This window comes from Azospirillum formosense (assembly GCF_013340925.1).
Taxonomy (GTDB): Bacteria; Pseudomonadota; Alphaproteobacteria; order Azospirillales; family Azospirillaceae; genus Azospirillum; species Azospirillum formosense.
Window position 1 is genome coordinate 1 of record NZ_WHOR01000067.1, and the last position, 23,886, is coordinate 23,886.

Annotated in this window: 19 protein-coding genes; 10 read left to right on the plus strand and 9 right to left on the minus strand. The window is 64.9% G+C overall.

The annotated features are described in order from the left end of the window. Positions 1–311: 311 nt before the first annotated feature. The 10 genes from GBZ26_RS11350 to GBZ26_RS11395 all read left to right on the plus strand — a co-directional run bounded on the left by GBZ26_RS11350 (position 312) and on the right by GBZ26_RS11395 (position 12,052). Positions 312–803, plus strand: coding sequence for a single-stranded DNA-binding protein (locus GBZ26_RS11350; RefSeq protein WP_174438931.1), 492 nt, complete (start codon positions 312–314; stop codon positions 801–803). Positions 804–953: 150 nt separating this feature from the next. Then, positions 954–2,252, plus strand: a complete 1,299-nt coding sequence (locus GBZ26_RS11355; RefSeq protein WP_211104706.1) for a tyrosine-type recombinase/integrase — start codon at positions 954–956, stop codon at positions 2,250–2,252. Beyond that, entirely contained in the window at positions 2,245–3,837 is a 1,593-nt protein-coding gene (locus GBZ26_RS11360) for a tyrosine-type recombinase/integrase (RefSeq protein WP_174438933.1), read from the plus strand. The genes GBZ26_RS11355 and GBZ26_RS11360 overlap by 8 nt, the downstream gene beginning before the upstream one ends. After that, the gene (locus tag GBZ26_RS11365) at positions 3,827–5,857 is read left to right on the plus strand and encodes a hypothetical protein (protein WP_174438934.1); all 2,031 of its coding nucleotides are present in this window, start codon (positions 3,827–3,829) and stop codon (positions 5,855–5,857) included. The genes GBZ26_RS11360 and GBZ26_RS11365 overlap by 11 nt, the downstream gene beginning before the upstream one ends. Beyond that, a complete protein-coding gene (locus GBZ26_RS11370) occupies positions 5,850–6,290 on the plus strand; it encodes a hypothetical protein (RefSeq protein ID WP_174438935.1) in 441 nt (146 codons plus the stop codon). Before GBZ26_RS11365 ends, GBZ26_RS11370 begins: the two co-directional genes overlap by 8 nt. 595 nt (positions 6,291–6,885) lie before the next feature. Next, complete coding sequence (locus GBZ26_RS11375; RefSeq protein WP_174438936.1) at positions 6,886–7,518, plus strand: hypothetical protein; 633 nt, start codon at positions 6,886–6,888, stop codon at positions 7,516–7,518. A gap of 3 nt (positions 7,519–7,521) precedes the next feature. Next, entirely contained in the window at positions 7,522–9,489 is a 1,968-nt protein-coding gene (locus tag GBZ26_RS11380) for a coiled-coil domain-containing protein (RefSeq protein WP_174438937.1), read from the plus strand. 24 nt (positions 9,490–9,513) lie between these two features. Next, a complete protein-coding gene (locus tag GBZ26_RS11385) occupies positions 9,514–10,761 on the plus strand; it encodes a hypothetical protein (RefSeq protein ID WP_174438938.1) in 1,248 nt (415 codons plus the stop codon). A gap of 179 nt (positions 10,762–10,940) precedes the next feature. After that, positions 10,941–11,555 carry a hypothetical protein gene (locus tag GBZ26_RS11390; protein ID WP_174438939.1) on the plus strand — a complete coding sequence of 205 codons (615 nt, stop codon included), beginning with the start codon at positions 10,941–10,943 and terminating at the stop codon, positions 11,553–11,555. 92 nt (positions 11,556–11,647) lie between these two features. Further along, a complete protein-coding gene (locus tag GBZ26_RS11395; protein ID WP_174438940.1) occupies positions 11,648–12,052 on the plus strand; it encodes a hypothetical protein in 405 nt (134 codons plus the stop codon). Positions 12,053–13,032: 980 nt separating this feature from the next. Here GBZ26_RS11395 and GBZ26_RS11400 read toward each other — a convergent pair. The 9 genes from GBZ26_RS11400 to GBZ26_RS11440 all read right to left on the minus strand — a co-directional run. Further along, the gene (locus GBZ26_RS11400; RefSeq protein WP_174438941.1) at positions 13,033–15,435 is read right to left on the minus strand and encodes a heavy metal translocating P-type ATPase; all 2,403 of its coding nucleotides are present in this window, start codon (positions 15,433–15,435) and stop codon (positions 13,033–13,035) included. 151 nt (positions 15,436–15,586) lie between these two features. Next, a complete protein-coding gene (locus tag GBZ26_RS11405) occupies positions 15,587–16,045 on the minus strand; it encodes a c-type cytochrome (protein WP_174438942.1) in 459 nt (152 codons plus the stop codon). Between the two features lie 19 nt (positions 16,046–16,064). Beyond that, the gene (locus tag GBZ26_RS11410; RefSeq protein ID WP_174438943.1) at positions 16,065–16,340 is read right to left on the minus strand and encodes a beta propeller repeat protein; all 276 of its coding nucleotides are present in this window, start codon (positions 16,338–16,340) and stop codon (positions 16,065–16,067) included. Positions 16,341–16,402: 62 nt separating this feature from the next. After that, positions 16,403–16,795, minus strand: a complete 393-nt coding sequence (locus GBZ26_RS11415; protein WP_174438944.1) for a hypothetical protein — start codon at positions 16,793–16,795, stop codon at positions 16,403–16,405. A 36-nt stretch (positions 16,796–16,831) separates the two neighbouring features. Continuing rightward, entirely contained in the window at positions 16,832–19,948 is a 3,117-nt protein-coding gene (locus tag GBZ26_RS11420) for an efflux RND transporter permease subunit (protein ID WP_174438945.1), read from the minus strand. Between the two features lie 13 nt (positions 19,949–19,961). Next, entirely contained in the window at positions 19,962–21,686 is a 1,725-nt protein-coding gene (locus GBZ26_RS11425; RefSeq protein WP_174438946.1) for an efflux RND transporter periplasmic adaptor subunit, read from the minus strand. Further along, positions 21,683–22,897 carry a TolC family protein gene (locus GBZ26_RS11430; protein WP_174438947.1) on the minus strand — a complete coding sequence of 405 codons (1,215 nt, stop codon included), beginning with the start codon at positions 22,895–22,897 and terminating at the stop codon, positions 21,683–21,685. Before GBZ26_RS11430 ends, GBZ26_RS11425 begins: the two co-directional genes overlap by 4 nt. Next, the gene (locus tag GBZ26_RS11435; RefSeq protein ID WP_174438948.1) at positions 22,890–23,258 is read right to left on the minus strand and encodes a methyltransferase family protein; all 369 of its coding nucleotides are present in this window, start codon (positions 23,256–23,258) and stop codon (positions 22,890–22,892) included. Before GBZ26_RS11435 ends, GBZ26_RS11430 begins: the two co-directional genes overlap by 8 nt. 10 nt (positions 23,259–23,268) lie before the next feature. Then, positions 23,269–23,886, minus strand: a 618-nt coding sequence (locus GBZ26_RS11440; protein WP_211104707.1) for a Spy/CpxP family protein refolding chaperone, incomplete at its 5' end; no start/stop codon positions are given.

Here is a 23,886-nt window from a genome sequence, read left to right on the forward strand (position 1 = left end):
ACGATGATGGGGAGCCGCTAAGGAATCGGTTGGCGACACGGACTCTCTCTGCTATGTTTGTTCATGGAGTGTTCTCTTCTGTGCGGGCCGGGCGGGTTGATCCGGACGGAAGGGGCAAGGCGCTCCGGCGGCGGCGGTTGACCCGTGCCCGTTCCCCGTGCTTTGTGAAGCGCAAGGCGGGGCGGGCATGGACCGGACCACGGATCAAACCGGCCCTGCGAACAGACACCCCCGGTATCCGGACGCCCTTCCGCCGGGCGCCCGAACGGGTCGGATGGGATACCGGGAACCCGCGCTAGGAGACACGTGCGATGAATGTATGGACGTTTACGGGGCGCCTCGGCGCGGATGGCGAGCTTCGCTCCACGCAGAGCGGTGAAAAGGTTCTGGGCTTCCGCGTCGCCAACGACGTTGGATTCGGCGACCGCAAGACCACCCAGTGGGTGGACTGCTCCATCTGGGGCCGCCGCGCGGAGGCTCTGGCGCCGCACCTGACCAAGGGCAAGGCCGTGGTGATCTCCGGCGAGGTGACGCTCCGCGAGTTCGAGAAGCGCGACGGCACCCGCGGCGCCGGCCTGTCGGTGCGTGTCAACGAGATCGACTTCACCGGCGGCCGTGAAGGCGAAGGCGGCGGCGGCGGTTACGGCGGCGGTGGCGGCTACGAGTCGCGTGGCGGCGGTGGTGGCGGTGGCTACGGCGGCGGCAGCAGCGGCGGTGGCGGCTACGGTGGTGGCGGTGGTGGCCGCAGCGGCGGCGGTGCTCCGCCCAAGCACGACGACCTGGATGACGAAATCCCGTTCTAGGCGGCGGCTAAGGCCAAGTGTAAACTATCTCGCTTGAACGAAAGTATAATCAACAAGTTAGATAGTTTCTTGGCTGTCGCACAAAGCCCTTGATCCGGCCTGAATCGTGTGGGACTCTCCTGTGTAAAACAGGGGACCCACACGGCTGTCATGCTAAGGGATTCGGCTCGCTACAGTGTAAACAACGTCATCATGGAGGGCGGTGAGCGCTTCGCTCTCCTGATCGACAAGGCAACCGGCCTGCCGGACCCGTTCACAACGCGCTATAGCGCCGTCTTTCTCAGAAGCAAGGGCGGGTCGGTGAACAGCATGGCCAAGGCCATGCGCGCTGTGGCCCTCGCGCTGGAATGGGCCGGGACACGCGGCATCGACCTCACGCAGCGCATCGACTCGGGCGATCTTCTCACCCAGGAGGAGACGACGGACCTTGTCAATTGGCTGCGTCTCAGCCGCAGGAAGCCGACCAAGGCCGAAAAACTGACTGCGCAAGGTGTCAAGCCGAAGCGGCGTGCGGTCGACACCCGCAATAGCGTCCCCGATATCGTCGATGCAGAGACCCATTACGCGCGGGTGCTTGATGTGCGCGCCTACATCGCGTGGCGCGTCGAACTGGCGCTTCACCGCATTCCTATTGCTTCGGGGCGCTATCGGGATGCTGCCCAGAAGCTCGCCGATTGGAAGACGATGATCGCTGGGCAGGTCCGGAGCGGAAAGCTTGCGAAGAAGTACGGCCTGCCTCCGGAATTGCGGGCGCGGTTCCTGGAGATCGTTCATCCCGACTGTTCAGAGAACCCCTTTGATCCCGCGCACCGCTACCGCAACTACGCGTTGCTCCTCATGTACTACGAGCTTGGACTGCGTCGGGCCGAAGCGCTCGTGCTGAAGACGGGCGACTTGCGCTTCTCCGGCAATCAGCCGTCCCTACACGTGCATCGTCGTGCCGACGATCCGGACGACCCGCGGCCTGACGAACCCTTGGTGAAGACCGCCGGTCGCCTTCTGCCTGTTGGACAGAACCTCCGGCAGGCTGTCGAGACTTGGCTGATCCGTCATCGTGCCGACCGGACGCGCTATCCGGGCGCCAAGAAGACGCCCTACGTCTTCGTCGCCGAGAACGGGCGGCCGATGGCGCTGCGCACGGTCAATGACCTCTTTATCCGCATCCGGGACCGCTTCCCCGAGTTCCCGCGCAACCTGTCGCCGCACATGCTGCGCCACGACTGGAACGACCGGTTTTCGGACCTCTGCGATGCAGAGCGCCAAGCGCAGACGACATCCCCAGTGGCGCCTGATGACCGCCTCACTCACGCGAAGGAGATGGCGTTGCGCAACTACCTGATGGGATGGAAGAAGCACTCTGAACGTGCGGCTACCTACACGAACCGCACGACCGAGGTTCAAGCCGCAAGCCTGATGCTGCGATTGCAGGAGAGGAGTGCAAATGGCTGATCCAAATCAGATGTCATTGTTCCCCGACATACCTGCGCGTATGGATAAATTCTTGGATGAGAAAGTGATCATCAATCGCGCTGGTCGACCTATCGATGTTTCGGGGGCAGTCTGGAAGATTTCAGACCCTACCCAACCAGTTAAGTTGGACTGGGGCGAAATTAAAATTCCAAGCGAAACAGTGTTGACCGCCACTATAGCGTATATGAAGCATCTATTACGCAATTTTTCGGTCGGTTCGGCTATAAATGCTTGGTATGTGTTGAAACGATTATGGGTATCCCCGGCGTTTCAATCGGCGTGCATGGCAGGCGAGGAGATCCCGTATCGGGCGATCAGCGAGGCGATCGAGAAATTCGAGGCGCACCAACGATACCGGCTGTTTTGGCTGCGCCATTGGTTCAACTGGTGTTGCGACCAAGGTTTCGAGAGCTTTTCTGCCGAAGTTGCCTTCCAATTCAACGAAGTCGTCATTGGCGGAGGCTCCAAGGGCCAAGCCGTGCAATCAGCCGATCCGGAGGAGGGGCCTCTGGTCGATACTGAAATTGTTGCTCTTAACAACGCGTTGCGCGCCGCCCGAATGACCGGTGTCCTCTCCTTGAAGGAGCAGGTCGGACTTTGGCTCTGCATTGCGCTTGGATGCAATTCAGGTCCGCTTGCCCTCCTAAGGGAGGATGACTTCGAAAGGATCTCCGCGGCGGACGCCGAGGGCGTCGTTTTCCAAATCCGTGTGCCCCGCCACAAGAAGGGTGATCCTGTTGAGCGCACACAATTCCGGGTTCGCAAGCTCACCGCTGAAATCGGTCGACTGGTTGATCTGCTGATCGCGGAGAACAGGGAGAACTCCAGCCAAATCGACGGTAGGTGTGGACGTCCCTTGCTCCGGCGTGAATTTCCACGCATAGACATCGACGGGGATGGGACTCTTGGCGAGTACCGGTACCACCATAGGACCGCAGAGATAACCCCACTCGTTGGCGCCGCGGTTGCAAAGCTTAATGTCCTATCACCACGCACCGGCCAACCGCTCAAGGTGACGGCCCGCCGCCTGCGCTATACATTCGCGACACGGCTTGTTCGCGAGGGTGCCTCGCCCCGAGTGCTCGCCGATGCGCTCGACCATACGGACCTCCAGCACATCCGTGTGTATTTTGACCTAAAGTCAGACATCGTGGAAAAGCTCGATGCAGCCATGGCGCTGGAACTTGGCCCCGTATCGCAGGCGTTCCTCGGCCATATCGTCCGCTCCGAATCGGAAGCGGAGCGTGGCCACCGCAAAAGCAGCCGCATTTACCACGCTGACAAGCAGTCTCGGACCCTGGAACCGCTCGGCACCTGCGGCTCGTTCTCGTTCTGCGGCTTGGCCGCTCCTATCGCTTGCTATACCTGCGTTAAGTTCCAACCCTGGATGGACGCACCCCATGACAAGGCATTGAAGGCGTTGCTGCAAGAGCGGCAGCGCCGCCTCGACGATGGGCAGGATGGCAAAATGATCGCCCTATTCGACAACACGATCTTGGCCATCGCCGACGTGGTACGGCGCATCGAGTTCATTCGCCAGAGCGAGGCAGCCAATGCCAGTTGAGGTGTTGCCGTCGGGCCGGCTGCGCGACGCGCGGGCCAATTTGGAGGCGGTGATCGATCGGGCTCGCAATGAAGTGACGGCGTTCGGGCGCGATCTCGACTTCGACGCGCCCGTCTGGGATGTAACGGAGCATTCGACTGTACGTGCTTCGAACGCCCGGCAGCGCAACATGTTGTATTTCACGACCTATGAGGGCGGCACGTCCAAGAGTATGAATGGGCGTACTCCCCTGACCGAACCGTTCGCTTCCTTCGTGAAGGCACTCGTGCGGCAGCGGCAGGAGGCCAAGTCGAAGACGCCAGAAAACCACGGTACATTGATTCGCGCAGCCCGCTATCTTCACGACACTCTCGCCGATCGTGGGCACGACCCTTGCCGGTTTCTGACGATTGACTTCCAGTTGGCTGCCAACGTGTGCAAGGAGCGTGAAGCGGAGACGAGTCGCTACCGCATCGGCTTGTTCCTGGTCGAGATTGCCCATGCTCTGAACCGTTATGGCATCAGCAAGGCTCGCATCGACTTCCGAAATCCATTCGCACGCGTGAGCTACGACCACACGCGCATTGGCAAGGAGCATGACATGCGCCGTGCCGAGAAACTGCCCTCGCCGGAAATGCTCGACGCACTAGCCCAGATCGCTAATCTCGTTGACGAACCCTCGGATGTCCTTCGCATGCGAGCTGTCGAATTGCTCGTCTGCGGTGGTTGGCGCATCAACGAGTTGCTGACGTTGCCGGATGATTGCGAGATCGAGGAGGAGGCGTTCGAGAATGGGCGCCCAGTGCTCGGTAACGACGGGCAGCCCGTCTTCCGCTACGGTATTCGGTACTGGCCGGAGAAAGGCGGGGAGCCGCGCGTAAAGTGGATGCCGAGCGTCATGGTGGACTTGGCAAAGCGTGCAGTGAGGGACATACGCCACCATTCAGCAAAAGCTCGGCCGGTGGCGCGATTCATCGAGGCCCATCCTGGCCGCGCGTACATCCCGGCTCAATTCGGTGATGGAGGACCGGACCAACTCTTTTCGATGGAGGATTTGGGGCAACTGTTCGGCTTGGCCCGCAGAACCTCACGAACCCAGTGGGTCAGGAGGCGCAAGCTGCCCGTACAGGTGATCGGCCGGGCGTGGCATGTGCGGCGTGCTGATCTCGAAGCGGCATTGCTGACGGAGCAACCTGACCTGTCGCGCTCCCCGTTGCCGCTGAGGTTATCTGAATACCTTTTCCTGGTTCCCCTGAATCTATTCCACATGGAGAAAGCGACAAACCCATGCGTCGTCGCGTTCCTGACGGACGGGCAGATCCGTGACTTCCTCGGGGGGCGGGTTCAGGGAAGCGATCGGGTAACATCCGTCTTCGAGAGGTTCGGGTTCACCGAGGCCGACGGCACGCCGATGGCAATGACTTCGCACATGTTCCGCCATTGGCTGAACACCTTGGCACAGCAGGGCGGGATGGGGCAGCACGAAATCGCCCGCTGGTTTGGCCGCCAAGACATGGGGCAGAATGCCATTTACGACCACGCATCCGGAACACAATACGCTGAGCAGGTCCGCGGCATGATGGAAAGGGGCCAGATCCGCGGCCCCATCGCGGACATCCATGATCGCCTGCCGCCCGTCGATCGCGAATCCTTTCGCGAAAGCGTGTTAGCCACGGTCCATACCACCGATATCGGCATGTGCATCAACGACTGGAGCCTCGCGCCCTGTCCGAACCACGGGAGCTGCGCGGACTGTGGCGACCACTTGGTCAAGAAGGGAGATGCTGACCAGAAGGGACGTGCCGAGACCCTGCTCGATGAGAACGAATGGGTTCTCAAGCAGGCGCTTCAGGAGGTAGTGGAAGAGACCTACGGGGCATCGAACCACGTCGCCCATACGCGTTCCATTGTGACGGGCCTGCGGCGAATCTTGGGGGTCCACAGTGATTCAACCATCCCGGACGGTACGCTCGTCCACGTGAACCCGGCGACGCCGAGCCGCTATACAGATCGGCCACTTGACGGAGGCACCCTTGGCTAAAGCAGAAACGATCCAGGGCCGAGGAAAAAATGCTCGCCGCGTACGGATCACCGACCAACACGTCGATGCCATCCGGAACATCATCAAGCGATGGCCACGCCCGATCACCTGGAACGAGATCATCGCCGAGTCGGCCAGGGATCTGGGGCTCACGTGGACGCGCCAAGCCCTGGAACGTCACGAAACCATCAAGGAGGCTTACGCGGCAAAGAGGAATGCCCGGCCGGAGCCGTGCCCAATCGATCCGGCCGTTGCCCTCCTAACCCAAAAGGTTGAGAGGCAAGTGCAGGAGATCGGGCGCCTGGAAAGGTTGGTCGAAAGCTACAAAGACCTCTTCATTCGCTACCAGTATAATGCTCATGCGCGCGGCATCGCCCCAGCAGAACTGGAGATGCCGCTGCCACCAATCGACAGGAGACGGTCTGAAAGCTAGGGGCGTTTATTCACCAGGCCGGAGCATCAATCAGAGGCCTTGCCAGGGATCATCAATCCTCGTCTGTGTCGGCGCACGTTTGCTCTGATCGCTATGACTTGGATGGTCGCGGATCGTCTGTGGGGCATGGAGGAAATCGCCTTCGCATCGACGAGCGGGCGGAGCCGCCGAAGAAGCACGGGCCGTACAAGAACCGGGAGAAGGAACCGGTGGCCTAACCTCCGGCTTTCCTAAGGGATATCCGCCGTGGGCCATGGGGCCTAACCGACTCCAGCATGTTGTTAGCGGCCTGTACCAGCGCATCAACAGCGGCCTTATCGTAGTCTGGCGCCGTCTCATCCAATACCAAATCTGTGTAAATCACGGCGACTGTCTCTATCCCGCGTTCGGCGGAGATTTCCTGCTCTGTGTCGACACGCGCGACATGCGGTAGGTCGGCAAGCGCCATGGGTCACTCCCTGGTAAGCAGATGATGGCCCCCCTGCATGTCGGGGGCGGCGCGGAGAAATTCAAACTGAGAAACTCCCCTTATTGATTATGGCTTAATTACGAGGTAAAGATCCCTGGAATTCCCTTGAGCTACCAGAGGTTCCGCTTGGCCCGGGTCATGACAACCGCCCAGAAGGCCATGCGACTTTTTGCCGTTCTGGTCGCAGGTGCCGAACTCGTGTCCCCGCTTGGTCCGGACGGTGAGGTGGCCATTTTCAGAGGCGAGACACGTCTGCATGCCCTCATGTTCTGGCTTCGCAATCCAGACTATTTGGCGCACGAATTGCTTGACTTGGCCGCCTTGAAGCCAGATGCGTCGCTCATTGGCGTCGTCCATCGAATGCTTGAGGATGATGAGCCTATCCTCAGGCGGGACGGCATGGCCAAGTGGCGGCACGGCGCTTACGAGCCCATCGACGACGAGATGGCGATCCTGTCCTCCGTCGGTCTCGTTCGAACGGTTATGCGCCATGCTGGGCCCAGGAGCGCAGCCAATGATTTCCTGCTCTTGCCCGGCTCTTTGGAGTTGGCGGCAGAACTCGAGAGCAATATCGCTTACAATTGGTATGCCGAGCGTATGCGGCTGGTTCTGCTGGTGGCGGCGGGCCAGCGGGGTTCCGTTCTCAAGAAGCGGCAGTACCAGCAAATTGAGTACGCTACGACCCGCGGACGGCATCTTATACCGTCCATAGCTGGCCGAGTGGCCGAGCGGCTTGAAGCCATGACCCACGGAGCCTGATTGATGTCCAAGAACAGGATCGATCCACTGGCCGGAACTTGGTCAGAGGCTATCGCCGCACTGTCCAAGCGTCCGGTCGAGGAAGTCGCGGATTTCTTGGAGCGGCGCGACCTCCGGCCGCAGGCGCTAATTCCGCGCCCTGTGGATCTCACGATCCGCAGCGTGAGCTTCAGTGGAGAAAAGTCTCTGTCGGGCCGCAGAGAGCCCTTCGACTTTACCTGGGGTGGACTTGGCCCGGGCCTTTGGCTCATCGGCTCCGAGGGCACATCCCGAGGCAAAACGAGCCTTCTTGGCGTCATGAGATGGCTTCTCCGCGGGAGCCGACCCGCCCAGATCCCTGGCGGCGTTGTGAAGTGGATACACCGCGCAAGCATGGACTTCCAACTCGGTGAAATTCAACACCGCGTGTCCATCGAGTTGCGAGACGGTTTTACAGCAGAACTTTCTGAGTTGCACGGGGGGGAACCAAAGGCGTCGCTAATGACGGCCGCAAGCCCCGACGAGTTCGAGCACGGCATGTCCGACTTCATGATGTCGCGCCTTGGGCTGGAGCCCATCGTGGGCATGCGTGACGGGGAGCCGTCGGTTCACCACAGGTGGCCATCGCTTTTTGCGGCATTCCATATGGGGACGGAGTACAGCGCAATCCTGGGCGACACGCCACTGGACGGGTTGGCGAACCGTCTCCTGAATATGTTTTGCGGCTTCTGCCATGCCTCTGCCGTTGCTCGCATCCAGAACATCATAACGAGCCTCGGCGCTGAGCAGGACAAGGAGGACCAGGCTGCCCGTGCAGTCGCGGCGCACATCAAGACTCGGCTTCTTAGGCTGAGGGCTGAATTGGAGGCACTGCCGACACCACCGTGTGGAGCGTCGTCGGCAGTCGAATTGCTGGAGGGTGTTCGCTCCGCCGCCGACGAATTAACCGTTGCCTATGACAGGGCCGCTGAACTCCGTAGGGTCCGGAACGAGGCGCTGGAAAGCTCCCTTGTTGCACGCACAGAGATGAACGCTGACAAGCTAGCTTTGCAAGACTTCAAGGAAGCACGGGCTGCCGAGCGCGTCTTCAGGCGCTTGACCCCCACTTGCTGCCCACGTTGTGACCAAGCGTTTGGCGACGAGCGCAAGGAACGGGAGGCCACCGCGCGGGCCTGCATGGTGTGTGGCGGAGAGGCGCCGACCGAGAATTCGGCGGATGTCGAAGATGCACTAGCTACGCTCGAAGGAAACGCTTGGCTTAGCGAAAATGCATATGCCGAAGCCTACGCGGAGAGGAATAGAGCCATTGACGAGGTGGCGCAGGCGGAGGCTGAGGTCAGTCGGCTTGAGGCGCTCCTGCGCACCAGGAGGGAACAACAGGCCGAAGGGAGCCTCCTGGACGCCTATGGCCCTCAACGAGCCGTTCTTGAAGCCATGATTGCTGAGGCTGAGCGTGACCTGGGCAGCCCTACAGAACGGCAGGAATCCCCTGAAACTGCGATCGCCAAGGCATGCGAGAGGGTGTTCCGGGAGCGCCTAAAGGCCGAGCAGGCGGAGGTTCTAGGCGACGTCGAGCAGGAGACTTTTAAGCTCCTTCGGGCTTTTGGGGTCACTAACCTGGAGCGCATTCGGCTCACAGCAAACCCGCACCTGTATCTGGTGAAAGACGACCCGGACGATGAAGGAACGCCGTTCAGCAGGTCGAGCATCGGTGATAAGCTAAGGTCTAAGATTGCACTTGTTGTCGCGCTCATGAAGGTCGCCCAAAGGAGGGGGGTGGGCCGACACCCTGGCATCCTGTTCATCGACACCCCTGGTGCCCAGGAGATGACCGCAGCTGATCTGGAGCAGATGGCTCAGGGCCTTGCCGCCTTGCGCGATGAGCTACCCACACTCCAGATCTTTGTCGGGACGGCCAGGGTGTCGGAGTTCGAGGCGACGGTGCCGGAAGAGTTTAGGCTGGTGGCGACTGGCGGCGATATGATCTGGTAGCACGCTGGTCCTCAGGACAATGCCATGCTGAGTGTAGAGGAGGAGATCATCGCCGCCTTCGAGGGCCGGGAGCCGGAGCGGCTTGCCGATCTAGGTGGCGTGGCTTTTCTCGACGGGCGTGAGACGGAAATTGCCCGCGTTACATTTATGCCAGAGGTCCTGGACTTAACCTTGGCTGAACTTGTTTGCGGCAGCACCGATCAGGCGTTGCTGGACTTCGTGTTGGCCTGCGCAAGGGTGCCCGTGGGTGGCGATGGTGTAAGACCATCGGACTACCGGGACGCCATGGCAAAGCTGGCAGCAAGCCCAATTGGACTCGACCTAGCAGACGACGTCCAGTCCGCCCTCCTTGAGCGAGCGGCGGAACCAGCCGAGCACGAGGTGACGCGTTGGGTGGCACTGGGCGCGTCGTTGCAGTTGGCATTAGCGCATCCCAAAGACCTCCAGCATCGCCTGCTGGACAAGCTGAGACGGATCAAGATGCCCGAGAGCCAGCCGGAGTTTGCTCGTCGCGCAGCCAAAGTGGTAGGAGTAGCCCATTCCCATTGGCCCGCCGAGGTGCTTATCGGAATGCTGGAGCGCGCATCGACGACCCAAGGTGGCCGCGACGAGGCGTTGTTCGAGTTGGGCATGGCAAGGCTCCACTATGGGCTGGAAGCCACCGACCTAAAACAGGCGGACGCCCTCTTCGAGGAAGCGCGGGGCCACTTCGAGGCGTGCCGCTCCGCTCGGGAACACCGTCCAGACGCTGTCGCCTACAGTGGAATCCTCGCGATGCTCACTGCCCTCAGGCGGGGAGAAAGCCGCGACGAAATGAAGGATCGGGGAAGGGAGATCCTGCTAGAGGTTTCCATCGCCGATGTTTGGTCCTCACCGCGGGTGCCATTGTGGGATTGGATGGGCGCCCGTTGGACCGAGTTGGTTCGTTGGCGAGACCTCGCTGATCGCATTGCTCACCTCGCCGCCGACACGTCCGCCGCATTTGAGCGAAATGCCGAAATCGACATCCGCTACCGGCTCCTCGGTATCTACGTCGCGAACCGCGTCGTTCTAGGGCGGGGAGCGGGCGGCGTGGAGACGTTCATTCAACCAGCCATCCAGACACAGATTCTGCAAGATGAGTTCGGTGCCGCCGTGATTGAGGACTGGCTGGATGAGGTGGTCGCTGCCGATGAGGAATGGCGCGAAGCGGCAGCCAGCCTGCTGCATGCCTTGCGCAACGGGAGCGCGCCGCCGGGAAAACGCCTTGGGACGGCGGCACACCAAGCCTAAGCGCCGTCCTTGAACTTGGCATTTCCCCCGACCTCCCGAGCGGCTTTACACGTGTCCTGCGGAAGGTGGCATCGCACGTAAGCAATGTCGTCCTGCATGGCACCTCGCCTCAGGTAGACGAGATCCTAGACCGCTGCATCTCAGACCTCCGCCATGTCAAAGAATTCCAGAAGCCCGACGTGGAGCGCGCGGTGACGGTAATCCTCTGGGCTCTTCTGAACTTCCTCGACTACCGGATGAACACAACGAAGGGTCATGACTCTGGCGGTGAGTACCTCTTTGAGGATACCGAGTGGAAGTACAGGTCGAAAGGAAAGAGTGGCTCCGAGACGGATCAATTGGAGAAGGCTCTCCAGAACGACTGCATGCGATCTCTCGGCGTTTTCATGGGGCGCCAGGCGAGACTGGAGCCTTCCGACATTGGCGGTGGCCGTGCCGACATCTCGGTCGAATACCAGAGGCAGCGCATTGTCATTGAGGTGAAGCGTGAGGATAGGAATGCCTCGCACGAGGCGCTGCGCAAGGCCAGAGGCGCACAGACCGTGGAGTATGGCACAGCTAACACACGCATTGGCTTCTTGCTGGTGCTAGACAGATCCCAGCCCGATGGGCGGCCCACCAGCATCGACCAGAACGTATCGATCCAGAAGCTGACAAAGACGAATGAGACGGAACCCAGGACGTTTATCATCGTTGTCATGCCCGGAAAGCGCAAGGTACCGAGCGCCATGGGGCCTGTCGCAGACGCGGAGTTCACACTGCTGCCAGACCAGGATGTCGAACCTTCTGGCTAGAGCATTTTCAGGTTGGCTCGAATCGCTGAAGGGAATTTCCAATTACGCCACCACATGACTTGATAGGCCTGGATTTCCGGACTGAAGCAACGATGGCGTGGCGGCTGGGGCAGAGTCATTCGGACGGCGCTGCTGACCAGCAAGATCGCCAATGGCCCGTCTCGTCGGCTGGAACGGTGCTGGAGATGTTCTGCGTTGCGCCGATCAGCAGGATTGGCACCGGGGCGGACGCTTACGGCATTCCAACCGGAGGTGAAAGCGATGGTGGTTGCCCGGCGTCTGGGCGTAGACGTCAGCCTGCTCTACCACTGCCGGCCATCACGCCGATCACCGTCGCGGCGGAGGAGTCGGCGTCACCCGATGACGCAACCGAGTCGGCACCTGCGGGAGCCCCGGCGCCCGGTGTTGTCGAGATCGAGTTCAAGACGGCACGCCTGCACCCCACCGGTGCGGTCGATTCGGTGGTGGTCACGGCGCAGATGGGACGGCCGGCATGATCTCGGTTCCCTCAGAAGTGCGGGTCTGGCTGGCTGGCGGCGTCAGCGATATGCGCTGCGGGGTGAATTCCATAGCGCTGAAGGTTGTTGCACTCGTGTCGCCGCGAAGTGAGTCGGCGCGTTGCGCCGCCTTACACTTCGCGGTGACACTCGCGCCCTACTTAACACTCCTTTTGTTTACAGTATATCTCCCGTGGTTTAAAAATCTTCTTCAATTGCAAAGACTTGTCCGTTAGTTTGCAAATTTTAGCACATATAACCGTTCTAAAATGCACCAAGGGTTGTTGTGTAAAGTTGCGGTCCTGAAGTGACGGGTGTTGCTCGCTTTCACCGTTGCATGCGTTTGTCAGCTTAGGCTTCATCCAGCCGGTGACATCGCCACCGAGAAGGCGTGTAGGGACTGGCAAGGTTTCAGGTTCGCATGATCGTGATGGAGGGGGGAGCGCCTCCCCCTCCTGATCGACTCTGACGGCGTGCCTCTCTTCCAGCCGAACGCTTGGTTGGGGACGATGAAGCGCCCGGCCCATCGGGCCAGGAACACCCACCAGACAATTTGCCAGGCTCTCAAGTTCCTGTACGTTTGGGCGGCCGGGTCCGGCAACGACATGCAAAACAGGATGCTCTCCAGCCAGGTCCTCAAGAGTGACGAGATCACCAGCTCGGCTGGGGCCGCTTTGCGGCGATTGGACAGCGGTCAATCGGCTTGAGTTAGGGTCTTCGGATCGGCACGGAAAGGGGCTCCCTGTTCTGGTGAGGACTTGCCCTCCAGGGAGTCCATCGTTGGGAGGCGCTGTGGACCCACCTGTGCGGCGGCGAGCTTGCGCCGGACGCGTTCCAGATCGGCCGGCAAGACCCGGTCTTTGACCGGTGCCCCATCGCGCAAGGTGCCTGGTTTGGGTGCGAGGACCTGGGCACAATGCCAGGAGTCGAACATCGTTCTGTCGCGCCCGGACCACCGGGTGTGTTCCCCGCCGATCCTTCTACAACTTGAGCCGACGCAGCCGCAGCGCGTTCCCGACCACGGACACCGAACTCAGGGCCATCGCGGCCGCGGCGATGATCGGTGACAGCGTCCACCCGAACAGCGGGTAGAAGACACCCGCCGCGACCGGCACGCCGAGCGCGTTGTAGACGAACGCCAGAAACAGGTTCTGCCGGATGTTGCGCATCGTCCTCCGGCTGAGCGTCCGCGCCCGTGCGATGCCCGCCAGATCCCCCTTCACCAGCGTCACCCCGGCGCTCTGGATCGCGACCTCGGTGCCGGTGCCCATCGCCACGCCGACGTCGGCCTCGGCCAGCGCCGGGGCGTCGTTCACGCCGTCTCCGGCCATCGCCACCACCCGGCCCTGCGCTTTCAGCCGCTTCACCACTTGGTTTTTGTCCTCCGGCAGCACCTCGGCCTCGACCGCGTCGATGCCCAGGCGGCGCGCCACCGCCTCGGCCGTGGTCCGGTTGTCGCCGGTCAGCATGACGATCCGCACACCATCGTTGCGGAGCGTTTCCAGGGCATGCGGCGTGGTCGCCTTGATCGGGTCGGCGACCGCAATCACGCCACCGGGCTGGCCGTCGATGGCGGCGAAGAGAGCGGTGGCGCCCTCGCGCCGTAGGTCGTCGGCGCGCGTTTCCAGGTCGCCCAGGGCGACACCCTGGTCCCGCATCATTGCGGCGTTGCCGAGGGACACCGTGCGCCCGCCGACCGTCCCGACGACGCCTTTGCCGGTGACGGAGCCGAAGTCGGCGACGTCCCGCAGCGGCAGGCCCCGTTCCTTGGCGGAGGCGACGATGGCGGCCGCCAGCGGGTGCTCGCTCGACCGCTCCAGGCTCGCCGTCAGCGTCAGAAGGTCCGCCTCGGCGATGCCCGTCGCCGGAACCACGGCGGTCACCTTTGGCTTGCCCTCGGTCAGGGTGCCGGTCTTGTCAACGACGAGCGTGTCGACCGTCTCGAACCGCTCCAGGGACGCCGCGTCCTTGATCAGGACGCCCGCGGTCGCCCCATTGCCGACACCAACCATGATCGACATGGGCGTCGCCAGCCCCAGCGCGCAAGGACAGGCGATGATGAGCACCGAGACCGCCGCGATCAGCGCGTAGGCGAAGGCGGGCTGCGGCCCCCAAACCATCCAGGCGACGAAGGCCAGGGCGGCCACGAGGATCACCGCCGGGACGAAGTAGCCGGACACCACGTCGGCCATGCGCTGGATGGGCGCCCGGCTGCGCTGGGCCTCGGCGACCATGGTCACGATGCGCGACAGCATGGTGTCGGACCCAACCTTGTCGGCGCGCATCACCAAGGCACCGGTCTGGTTCACCGTTCCGCCGATCACCTTGGCGCCCGGCTCCTTCCCGACCGGCATGCTCTCGCCGGTGACCATGGACTCGTCGACGGCGCTGCGGCCCTCCAGGACCTCGCCGTCGACCGGCAAGCCCTCGCCGGGACGGACGCGCAGCCGGTCGCCAACCTGGACCACCTCGAGCGGCACCTCCTCATCCTCGCCGTCGGTACGGATGCGCCGCGCCGTCTTGGGCGCGAGATTGAGCAGCGCGCGGATGGCGCCGCCGGTCTGCTCGCGGGCGCGGAGTTCGAGCATCTGCCCGAGCAGCACCAGCACCGTGATGACGGCGGCCGCCTCGTAGTAGACGGCCACCACGCCATCCATGCCTCGGAAGCTCGGTGGAAAGATGCCCGGCAGGAACGTCGCGACCAGGCTGAACACGTAGGCCACCCCGACGCCCAGCGCGATCAGGCTGAACATGTTCAGGCTGCGGTTCAAGAACGACCGCCATCCGCGCTCCAGCAGCGGCCAACCCGCCCACAGCACCACCGGCGTCGCCAACAGAAGCTGCACCCAGACGGAGATGCGGGGCGGCACCACGTCATGGAGCCCAAGCCCCGGGATGTAACCGCCCATCTCCAGCACCAGCAGTGGCACGCTCAGGACCAAGCCGATCCAGAACCGCCGCGTCATGTCGACGAGTTCCGGGTTGGGCCCTTCCTCGAGGGTGGCTCCGGCCGGTTCCAGGGCCATGCCGCAGATCGGGCAGTCGCCCGGCTCCTCCTGGCGGATCTCCGGGTGCATCGGACAGGTGTAGATCACGCCCTTCTGCGGCGACGCCTGGGCGGCCTTCTCGGGAGCGGCGGGCTTTGCCTCCGGCTTCAGGTACCGCTCCGGGTCGGCGACGAACTTATCCCGGCAGCGCGCCGAGCAGAAGTGGAAGGTCTGGCCGCCGTGCCCGGCTTGATGCCCGGTCCGCTCGGGATCGACCATCATGCCGCACACGGGGTCCTTCACCTTGGACCGGTCGTCGGGACCGGCGTGGTGGTCGTGCCCACCGTGACTGTGGTGGTCAGGACGGTGTGGGTGGCTGCGGTGCTGGTCGTTCATGTTCGCTTCTCCCTTCGCATGCAGGCGTCGGTGCCTCCGCGTTCGTTCGCGCTTCCCGGCACCGGCGTGCGATGGCATCCATGAAACCAAGGCTCCGCCTTCCAATGACTGGAAGGTCAAGCGCGTTGTGTGGCCCGCTCGCGTCCGCTCCTCACTTCTTCGCGCGTTCGCTCAGGGCGGCGTGGCGACGACGGATCTCCTCCAGCCAGGAGCTTTTGATGAAGGCCAGGACCGCCCAGATCTCGGCATCGCTCAGCACGTCGCCGAAGGCGGGCATGTCGCTTTCGTAGCCGGGCGGGGCGAACTCAACGACGCCTTGCCTGGTGATGTTGAAGAGGTCGGCGTCGGGGTGATGCCACGTGTGCCCGGAGGCGTCGTGCGGCGGCGCGGGCAGGCGGCCGTCCGGCATGCGGCTTTGCCACTCCGGCTGGCCCTCGAGCCGCGCGCCGTGGCACGACGCGCACTGCTCCGCGTACACCGCCTTGCCCTGAGCAACCTGGACGGCGTCGGTTGGATCGGCGCCTGCCTTGGGTCCGGCGAGCAGGAGGACGCCAGCCACCGTGATCGCTGCACCCATGGCCAAGCCAACGCCAATCTTCATCGCTTTCATCACCACATCCCCCGGCACATCACGACCGGAACGGTTTCCAGGTCTTGCCGCCGTCCTGGCTGGCCAGGATGGCGCTCTTGTCGGTCACGGCGTAGAGCCGGTCCGGGTTGGTCAGCCACACACCGTGATGCGAGGCGAGATACAGGTGCGACGGGTCTGTGGAGTCCACGGCAATCCCGCGGAGGTGTGAGACCTCTTTCAGCTTGAGGGTCTCGGCCGCTTGGACCGGCCCGGCGACCACGACACCGAGCAGCAGGGCGGCAGCCATCGTGGCGAGTTTCTTCTTGGCGCTCATCGCGCATCTCCTTGCTTGCGGGGCGGAATGGGGCGGGGAGCCTCATGCCGCCCATGCCGGTCTCAGTGACCCGCATGGCCCATCTCAAAGCGGGCCTGGACCGGCTTCTGGCCGGGCATGGTCAGGGCAGTCACGACCTTCACGTTGTCGTGCGCGCCGCCGAGGTTCGCCTGCCCCTTGAGGGCGTTGCCGCCCGCGGGTTCGAGCGCGACCTTCTGGGTCTGCTTGTTCGCCAGGACGGTCGCCTCGGCCTTGGCGCCGGTCACGTCGACCGGCTTGTCGGCGCCGTCGGTCACGTACAGGACGACGTCGTTGCCCTTGAGCACGACTTCGACGTGGTAGGGCCCTGCATCGGCGCGGGGGCCGCCGTTCGGGCCAATCTTCGGGCCGTCGGCGAAGGCCGTGGCCGGGGCGGTGAACAGGGCGGCGGCGAGGAGGAGGGTCGAGAACTTCACGGTGTGGTTTCCTTCTGGATGGGCTGGTGTGGGGGATCAGTAGGCCTCGGCCGGACGCAGCGAACCGGCCTGGGCGGCGACCAGACGGTTCAGCGGCTTCTCGCCGAGCTTGAGGAAGAGGACCGGGGTCAGGACGGTGTCGAGCAGGGTCGCGCTGACCAGCCCGCCGAAGATGGTGACGGCGACCGGGTGCAGGATCTCCTTGCCCGGCGCGTCGGCGCCGATCATTAGCGGCACCAGCGCCACCCCTGCCGACAGCGCGGTCATCAGCACGGGTGTCAGGCGCTCCTGGCTGCCCCGGATCACCATGGCCTTGCCGAAGGTCTCGCCCTCGTGCAGGACCAGGTTGATGCAGTGGCTGATCTTCAGGATGCCGTTGCGCGTGCTGATGCCGGTCAGCGTGATGAAGCCGATCATCGAGGCCACCGACAGCGGCTGCCCGGCGATCCATAGGGCGGCAACGCTGCCGATCAGGGCCAGAGGCACGTTGCCCATGATGATGAGCGCCAGCACGGCCGAGCGGTAGCGGCTGTAGAGCACCAGGAAGATCATCGCCAGCGACACCATCGACAGCGCGGCGATGGTCTTCGACGCCTCCTCCTGCGCCTGAAAGGTGCCCTCCAGGCTGGTGAAGTAGCCCGGCGGCAACTGCGACGTGGAGACGACATTGCGGATGCCCGCGACGATCCGGGCCATGTCCGTCTGACCGTCGGAGTTGCCCAGGATGACGATGCGGCGCTTGCCGTTCTCCCGGAGGATCTGGTTGGGGCCGTCCGTCTCCTCGACCGAGGCGAACAGGCTGAGCGGCACCCGGCCCGCCGGGGTCTCGACCAGCAGGTTCGCCAAGCCGCTGGTGGTGCGGTCCTCGTCCGACAGGCGCAGCACGACGTCGAAACGCCGGGTGCCGTCGACGATCTCCGACACCACGCGGCCGTTGGACAGGCTCTCCAGCGCCTCCGTCGCCATGGCCGGGGTCACGCCGTAGAGCGCCGCGCGCTCGTAGTCGACGACAACCTGCACCTGCGGGATGCGCACCTGCTTCTCGATCTGGAGGTCCACCAGTCCCGGAACCGCCGCGAGCTTCTGCTGAAGCTGCCCGGCGAGGCTGCGCAGGGTGTCCAGATCCTCGCCGTAGACCTTCAGCGCGATCTGCGCCCGCACCCCGGAGAGCATGTGGTCGAGGCGGTGCGAGATCGGCTGGCCGATGTTCACCGACACCGGCAGGGCGGCCAGCCGGGTGCGGACATCGGCCAGCACCTCGGCCCGGCTGCGTTCGGACGGCTTCAGGTCCACGTCGATCTCGCTGGAATGGACGCCCTCGGCGTGTTCGTCGAGTTCGGCGCGGCCGGTGCGGCGGCCGACGGAGGCCACCTCGGGCACCTGCATGATCAGCCTCTCCGCCGCCAGCCCGACCCGGTTGGACTCGGCCAGCGAGATGCCGGGGTTCAGCACCATGGAGATGGTCAGCGTGCCCTCGTTGAACGGCGGCAGGAAGGCGCGTGGCAGGCTCGGCACCGTCGCCGCGGCGATCAGAACGGCGGCCGCCACGGTGGCGAACAGCGTCCCCGGGTTGGCGAAGGCCCAGCCCAGGAGCCGGGCGTTCCCGGCCTTCAGCTTGCGGACCAGCCAGCTGTCGTGCTCCTCCAGCCGCTTCAGCCTGGGAAGCAGGTAGTAGGACAGCACCGGCGTGACGGTGATCGCCGTAAGGAGGCTGGCCAGGATGGAGACGATGTAGGCAACGCCCAGGGGCGCGAAGAGGCGTCCCTCGATGCCGGACAAGGCGAACAGCGGCACGAAGACCAGGATGATGATGACTGTGGCGTAGACGATGCCCGAGCGCACCTCCTGCGAGGCCGAGGCCACCACCTCCAGGACGGGCCGCGGGTTGCCCGCCCGCCGGTTCTCGCCGAGGCGCCGGTAGATGTTCTCCACATCCACCACGGCGTCGTCGACGAGTTCACCGATGGCAATGGCGAGGCCGCCCAGCGTCATGGTGTTGATCGACATGCCGAACGCCTTGAACACCAGCACGGTGATCAGGATCGAGATCGGGATGGCGGTCAGCGAGATGAACGTGGTGCGCACGTTCAGCAGGAACAGGAAGAGGATCACCGCCACGACGGCGACCGCCTCCAGCAGGACCTTCTCCACGTTGCCGATGGAGGTCTGGATGAAGTTGGCCTGCTTGAACAGGATCTCGTCGGCGTGGACGCCCTTCGGCAGGAACTTCGCCAAGTCGCCCAGGGCGGCTTCCACCTCGGCGGTCAATGTCGTGGTGTCGGCGCCGGGTTGCTTCTGGACGGACAGGATCACGGCGGGCTTGCCATTGACGCCCGCGTCGCCGCGCTTCACGCGGGCGGCGAAATCCACGGCGGCGATCTGGTGGAGCAGGATGGGCTGCCCCGTCTTGTAGGCGACGACGAGGTTGCGGAGGTCCTCCAGCCGGGTCGTCCGGCCGATGTTGCGGATCAGGTACTCCTGGGAATGCTGGTCGATGAAGCCGCCGCCGGTGTTCGCCGAGAACTGCTGGAGCGCCTTCACCAGTTCGTCGGTGGTGATCTCCAGGTCGTGCAGGCGCGCCGGGTCGGGGGCTACGCGGTACTGCCGGATCTCCCCGCCGATGGGGATGACCTGGCTGACGCCGGGAATGGCGAGCAGCCGTGGCCGTACCACCCAGTCGGCGAGTTCACGGACCTCCATCGGGCTGACGCCGTCGCCGGACATGGCGATCAGCATGATCTCGCCCATGATGGAGGAGATCGGCCCCATCTGCGGCCGGACATTGGGCGGAAGCTGCCCCTGGACGATGGCCAGCCGCTCCGCGACCTGCTGGCGGTTGCGGTAGATGTCCGTGCCCCAATCGAACTCGACGAAGACGATGCTGAGCCCGACGCCCGACACCGAACGGACGCGGGTGATGCCCGGCATGCCGTTCATCGAGGTCTCCAGCGGGAAGGAGACCAACTGCTCGACCTCCTCCGGCGCCAGCCCCTCGGCCTCGGTCATCAGTGTGACGGTCGGCTTGTTCAGGTCGGGGAAGACGTCGATCGGCAGGTCTTTGAGGACGAACGAGCCGTAGACGACGAGGATCGCCGCGGCGGCCAGGACGAAGAGCCGGTTGCGCAGGCTGGTGTTGACGAGGAAGTTGAACATGGCGGGGCGCTCCTCACCGGACCTGGTTGAGGAGACCGGCGCCGTCGGTGACGATGCGCGCCTCCGGCTCGACGCCCGCCAGGATCAGCACCGTGTTCCCGTCCACCGGCTGCGTGCGCACCGGGCGGGCGACGAAGCGTTGCGGGGTGTCGTGCTGCCAGACGATGGGCTGGCCGCTGGCGTTGCGCACCACGCTCTGCCGCGGCAGGACGATGCCGGACGCGGTACCCTGTACCTGGGCGACGAGCCGGACCGGCTGGCCGACGCCGAGCCCCGAGGGCGGATTGCCGATCCGGAAGAGCAGCGGGATCGCCTGTTGGCGCAGCGCGAGACTGGAGCCGAGGAGTTCCAGGGACAGGCTGGTGCCGTCGGCCGTCATCGCCGTGGCCGCCTTGATGGCGTTCGCCACCCGGGGATCGAAGGCGACCGCCTCGACCATCAGCCGCGACGGGTCGACGATCTCGAACAGCACCTGGTCGCGCCCCTCGACCACCTGTCCGGCCTTGATGTTGTTGGCCGTGACCACGCCGGAGATGGGCGCGCGCAGGGCTTCCTTGGTCGTCAGCGCGGGGGACAGTGCGGCCCGGCGCTTGCGCAGACCGTTGAGGTTGGCCTCCGCCTCTTCGATGTCGCGCTGTGGCACGCTGCCTTCCAGCTTCCGGAGCCGCTGGAGGCGGGACGCGGCGATGACCAGTTCCTGCTCCACCACGGCGATCTGCTGCTGGATGCCGCTGCGGTCCACGAAAGTCACGGCGGGGGCGATGTAGGCCAGGATTTGCCCGGCCTCGACCCGCTGGCCGACGTAGGGCAGCCCCTTGTCCCCCGGTTCGATGCGGCCGCTCTGCGTGGCCTGGACGTGGCCGCCGCCGTTGGGGTCGGCGATCACCTGGCCGATCAGCTGCACCGTCTGCGCCGCCTCCTGCGGCTTGGCAACGATGGTTCGGACCGACAGCAGGCGCTGCGACGGCTTGGGCACGTACACGCTGCCGTCCGGCAGGCGCCGCGGGCTTTCGGAGGCGCCGGTCGCCCCCATCGGGACGGCCGCCGCCGGTGCCTTGCCCTTGTCCTCGTCGCCGTGGCTGTGGTCCTCGCCGCCGTGGGCGAAGGCGGCGCCGCTCGCCAACAGCAGGCCGATGCCGACCAGCGCGGCGCCCGCGACCGTCCGCGTGCGTCCACGCTGGGTCAGGGCGACGGTGGTCAGGACCCCGAGCAGGAAGACCATGACCGCCCCCAGCATCAGGCCGGAATCGTTCCGGACCTGGCCGAGGACGGCGGAAACACCCTGCGCACCTCCGGCCTGCGCCTCAGCCGCACCTGCCGGGATTTCCAGGGTACCGATCAGCAGGTCGGCCGCGTCGGCCGCGGTGATGGAGACGGTTACTTCATGTGATCCCGGCTTTGAGAGCCAGGACGGGTCGAGGCGGTAGACGCCCTCCTCGCCGGCGACGGGCGAGGCCGTCGCGGCCTCGCCATCGGCGCTCACCTCGATAATGGCGCCGTTCACGGGCTCGTTGGTGGCGAAGCGGTCCAGATGAACGAGCAAGGTCCTTCCCAGGGCGACCGCCACGAGTTCGAAGTCGGACGAGGACGTCTCCAGGGTGGGGGCGGCCGTCGTGACGACCGGCTTCGGCTCATCGCCGCCATGGGCGTGGCCCTCGTGGGCGAGGGCGGGAGCGGCGACCGGCGCGGCAAGGCTCGCGGCGACGACGGTCGCGGCAAGAAGGCTTCGGGTGGTCATGGAAGAACTCCGAAGGACTGGTTCATACGGGCGCGGGCGGCGCCGAGCTGGATTTCGGCGGTGGCGCGGGCGAGGTCGGCCTCGAAGGCCGACTCCTGGGCGCGCACGTACTCGACGAGGCTGATCTCGCCCGCCCTCCGGGCGCGCTCGATGTTCGACAGGCGTCCTCTGAGGGCCGCAGCCCGGTCGCGGGCGATCGACAGGCGCTCGCTCGCCGCCTGGTGGGCGAGGCGGGCTTGCCGGATGTCGGACTCGACCTTGCGGGCGGCGTTGGCCTGCTCGGCCTCGGAGCGGACGACCTCGGTCGCCGCCTCGGCCCGCTTGGGCGCGTTCACGGCCTCGACCGCGAACGGGATGCGGACGGAGACGCCGAACACCGTGTCGTAGCGTTCCTCTCGGCTGTCGCGCTCGCGGCGGGCCATAAGCCCGACCTCCGGGCTGTCGCGCGTCGTCAGGTCCACCAGTTGGCGCTGGGCTTGCGCGGCCCGCACGCCCAGCCGCGCCGCCTGCAGGGAGGGGTGCCGCTCAAGCGGCGGCTCGCCGATGTCCGGCTCCGGTGCCGCCTTCGGGGGCGCCATGCCGGTCAGGGTCCGGAACGTCTGGCGGGCTTCCTCCAGGGCCAGTTCCTCGTCGCGGAGATCCGTGGCGACGGAGAGGGCTTCGGCGCGGGCCAGTTGGTGGTCGGCCTCTGCGATCTCTCCTGCCCGGGCGGTCCGCCGGGTGTCGGCCTCCAATTGGCGGGCGACCTTGAGGCGCTGGCGGGCGAGCTCGGCGCGGCGCTCGGCCAGCGCGACCTGCCACTGGGCCGTCCGGACCTCTCCGGCAACGGCCAATTGGCGCGCGGCGATCTCGGCGTCGGTGCGCGCCAGAAGCGCGTCGCCCGCCCGGACGGTCGCCGTTCCCTGGCCGGGCAGCCAGAGCGGGACGCCGAGTTCGGCCTCGTACTCGCGCCGTCCGATGTTCCGGTTCAAGTAGTCGCTCGTGTGCCGCAGCGTGACCGCCGGGGCGGCTGGAACCAGCGCCTCCCCGGCGCCGCGCCGGGCGGTGGCCACGGCCCTCTGGGCCTCCAGGCTCCTGACCTCGGGATTGAGCTTCCAGGCGCCCTCGACCGCGTCCCGAAGCGTCTGCGCTCCGGCCGGGAGCGCCAGCAGGGACGCGGCGACGGTCGTTGCCGCCGCTTGCTTCAGGAGCTTCCAACCAGAATCACGCACCGAACGACCCTCCCACTCTGGGGTGGTTCGGCCCATGGGAGGAAAGGCGCGAAAGCCAACCCGGCGTGACCGCGGCGTAACGCTCGTACTCGGCTCCGAACACCCGGAGGGCTTCCCGCTCCTCGGACCGGGCCAGACGGACGTGCATCAGGACCAGCGGCGGGAACATCGCCAGCGTCAGGGGGGTCGGCCACTGGAGCAGAAAGCCGAACAGGATGCCGATGAAGGCGCTGGACGCCCCGAAAAACCGCCAGTCCCGGGGCGACTGCGGCTTGCCGAAGCTGAAGGCGAAGAAGATGAGGATGGCCGAGTTGAGGGCGACCGGCACCCACAGGCCATAGGCTGAGGCCTCGTGCGTCATGGCCGCCTCCTCAATTCATGCCCATGGGGCCGGGGAGCAGCCGGTCCGCGAGCGCCTTCTGCTCGTCGGTCAGCACGGCGTAGAGCGGCTTGGCGGCGGACTCCAGCGCCTTCAGCGCGTCGAGCCGGGTGGACAGCGCCTTCTGCTGGAAAGCGAGCCGGTCGGGCCAGGAGGAGGGCATGCCGCCCTTGGTCATCTGCTCGTGCATGGCCCGATGGGCCTTGGCGTTCGCCCGCAACGTGTCGGCGAAGGCGTTCCACTGCGGTGCCTGGGCGTCGGTGATCTGGAGTTCGGCCTTCAGGAACGCGATGCGCCCCTCGACGTGCTCGAAGGGCAAGCCCATTCCGCCCTGCTGGCCCATCATCATCTGTCGCATCATGGACATCATGCCGGGCCCCATCATGCCCGGTCCCATCATCCCGGCTTGGCCGTCCTGCTGGCCCGACATGCCCCCCATCATCGAGCGCATCTGGTCCATGTTCATCATCATGCCGGGCTGGCCACCCTGCGCCTGGGCGCCGGGCTGGACGATGATGCCGCTGCCCATGCCCTGACCCATCATCGGCGCACTGCTGGGCGCGCCGGGCTTCGCGCCCGGGGTCGGGGCCGGAGCGGGCTGGGCCTGCGT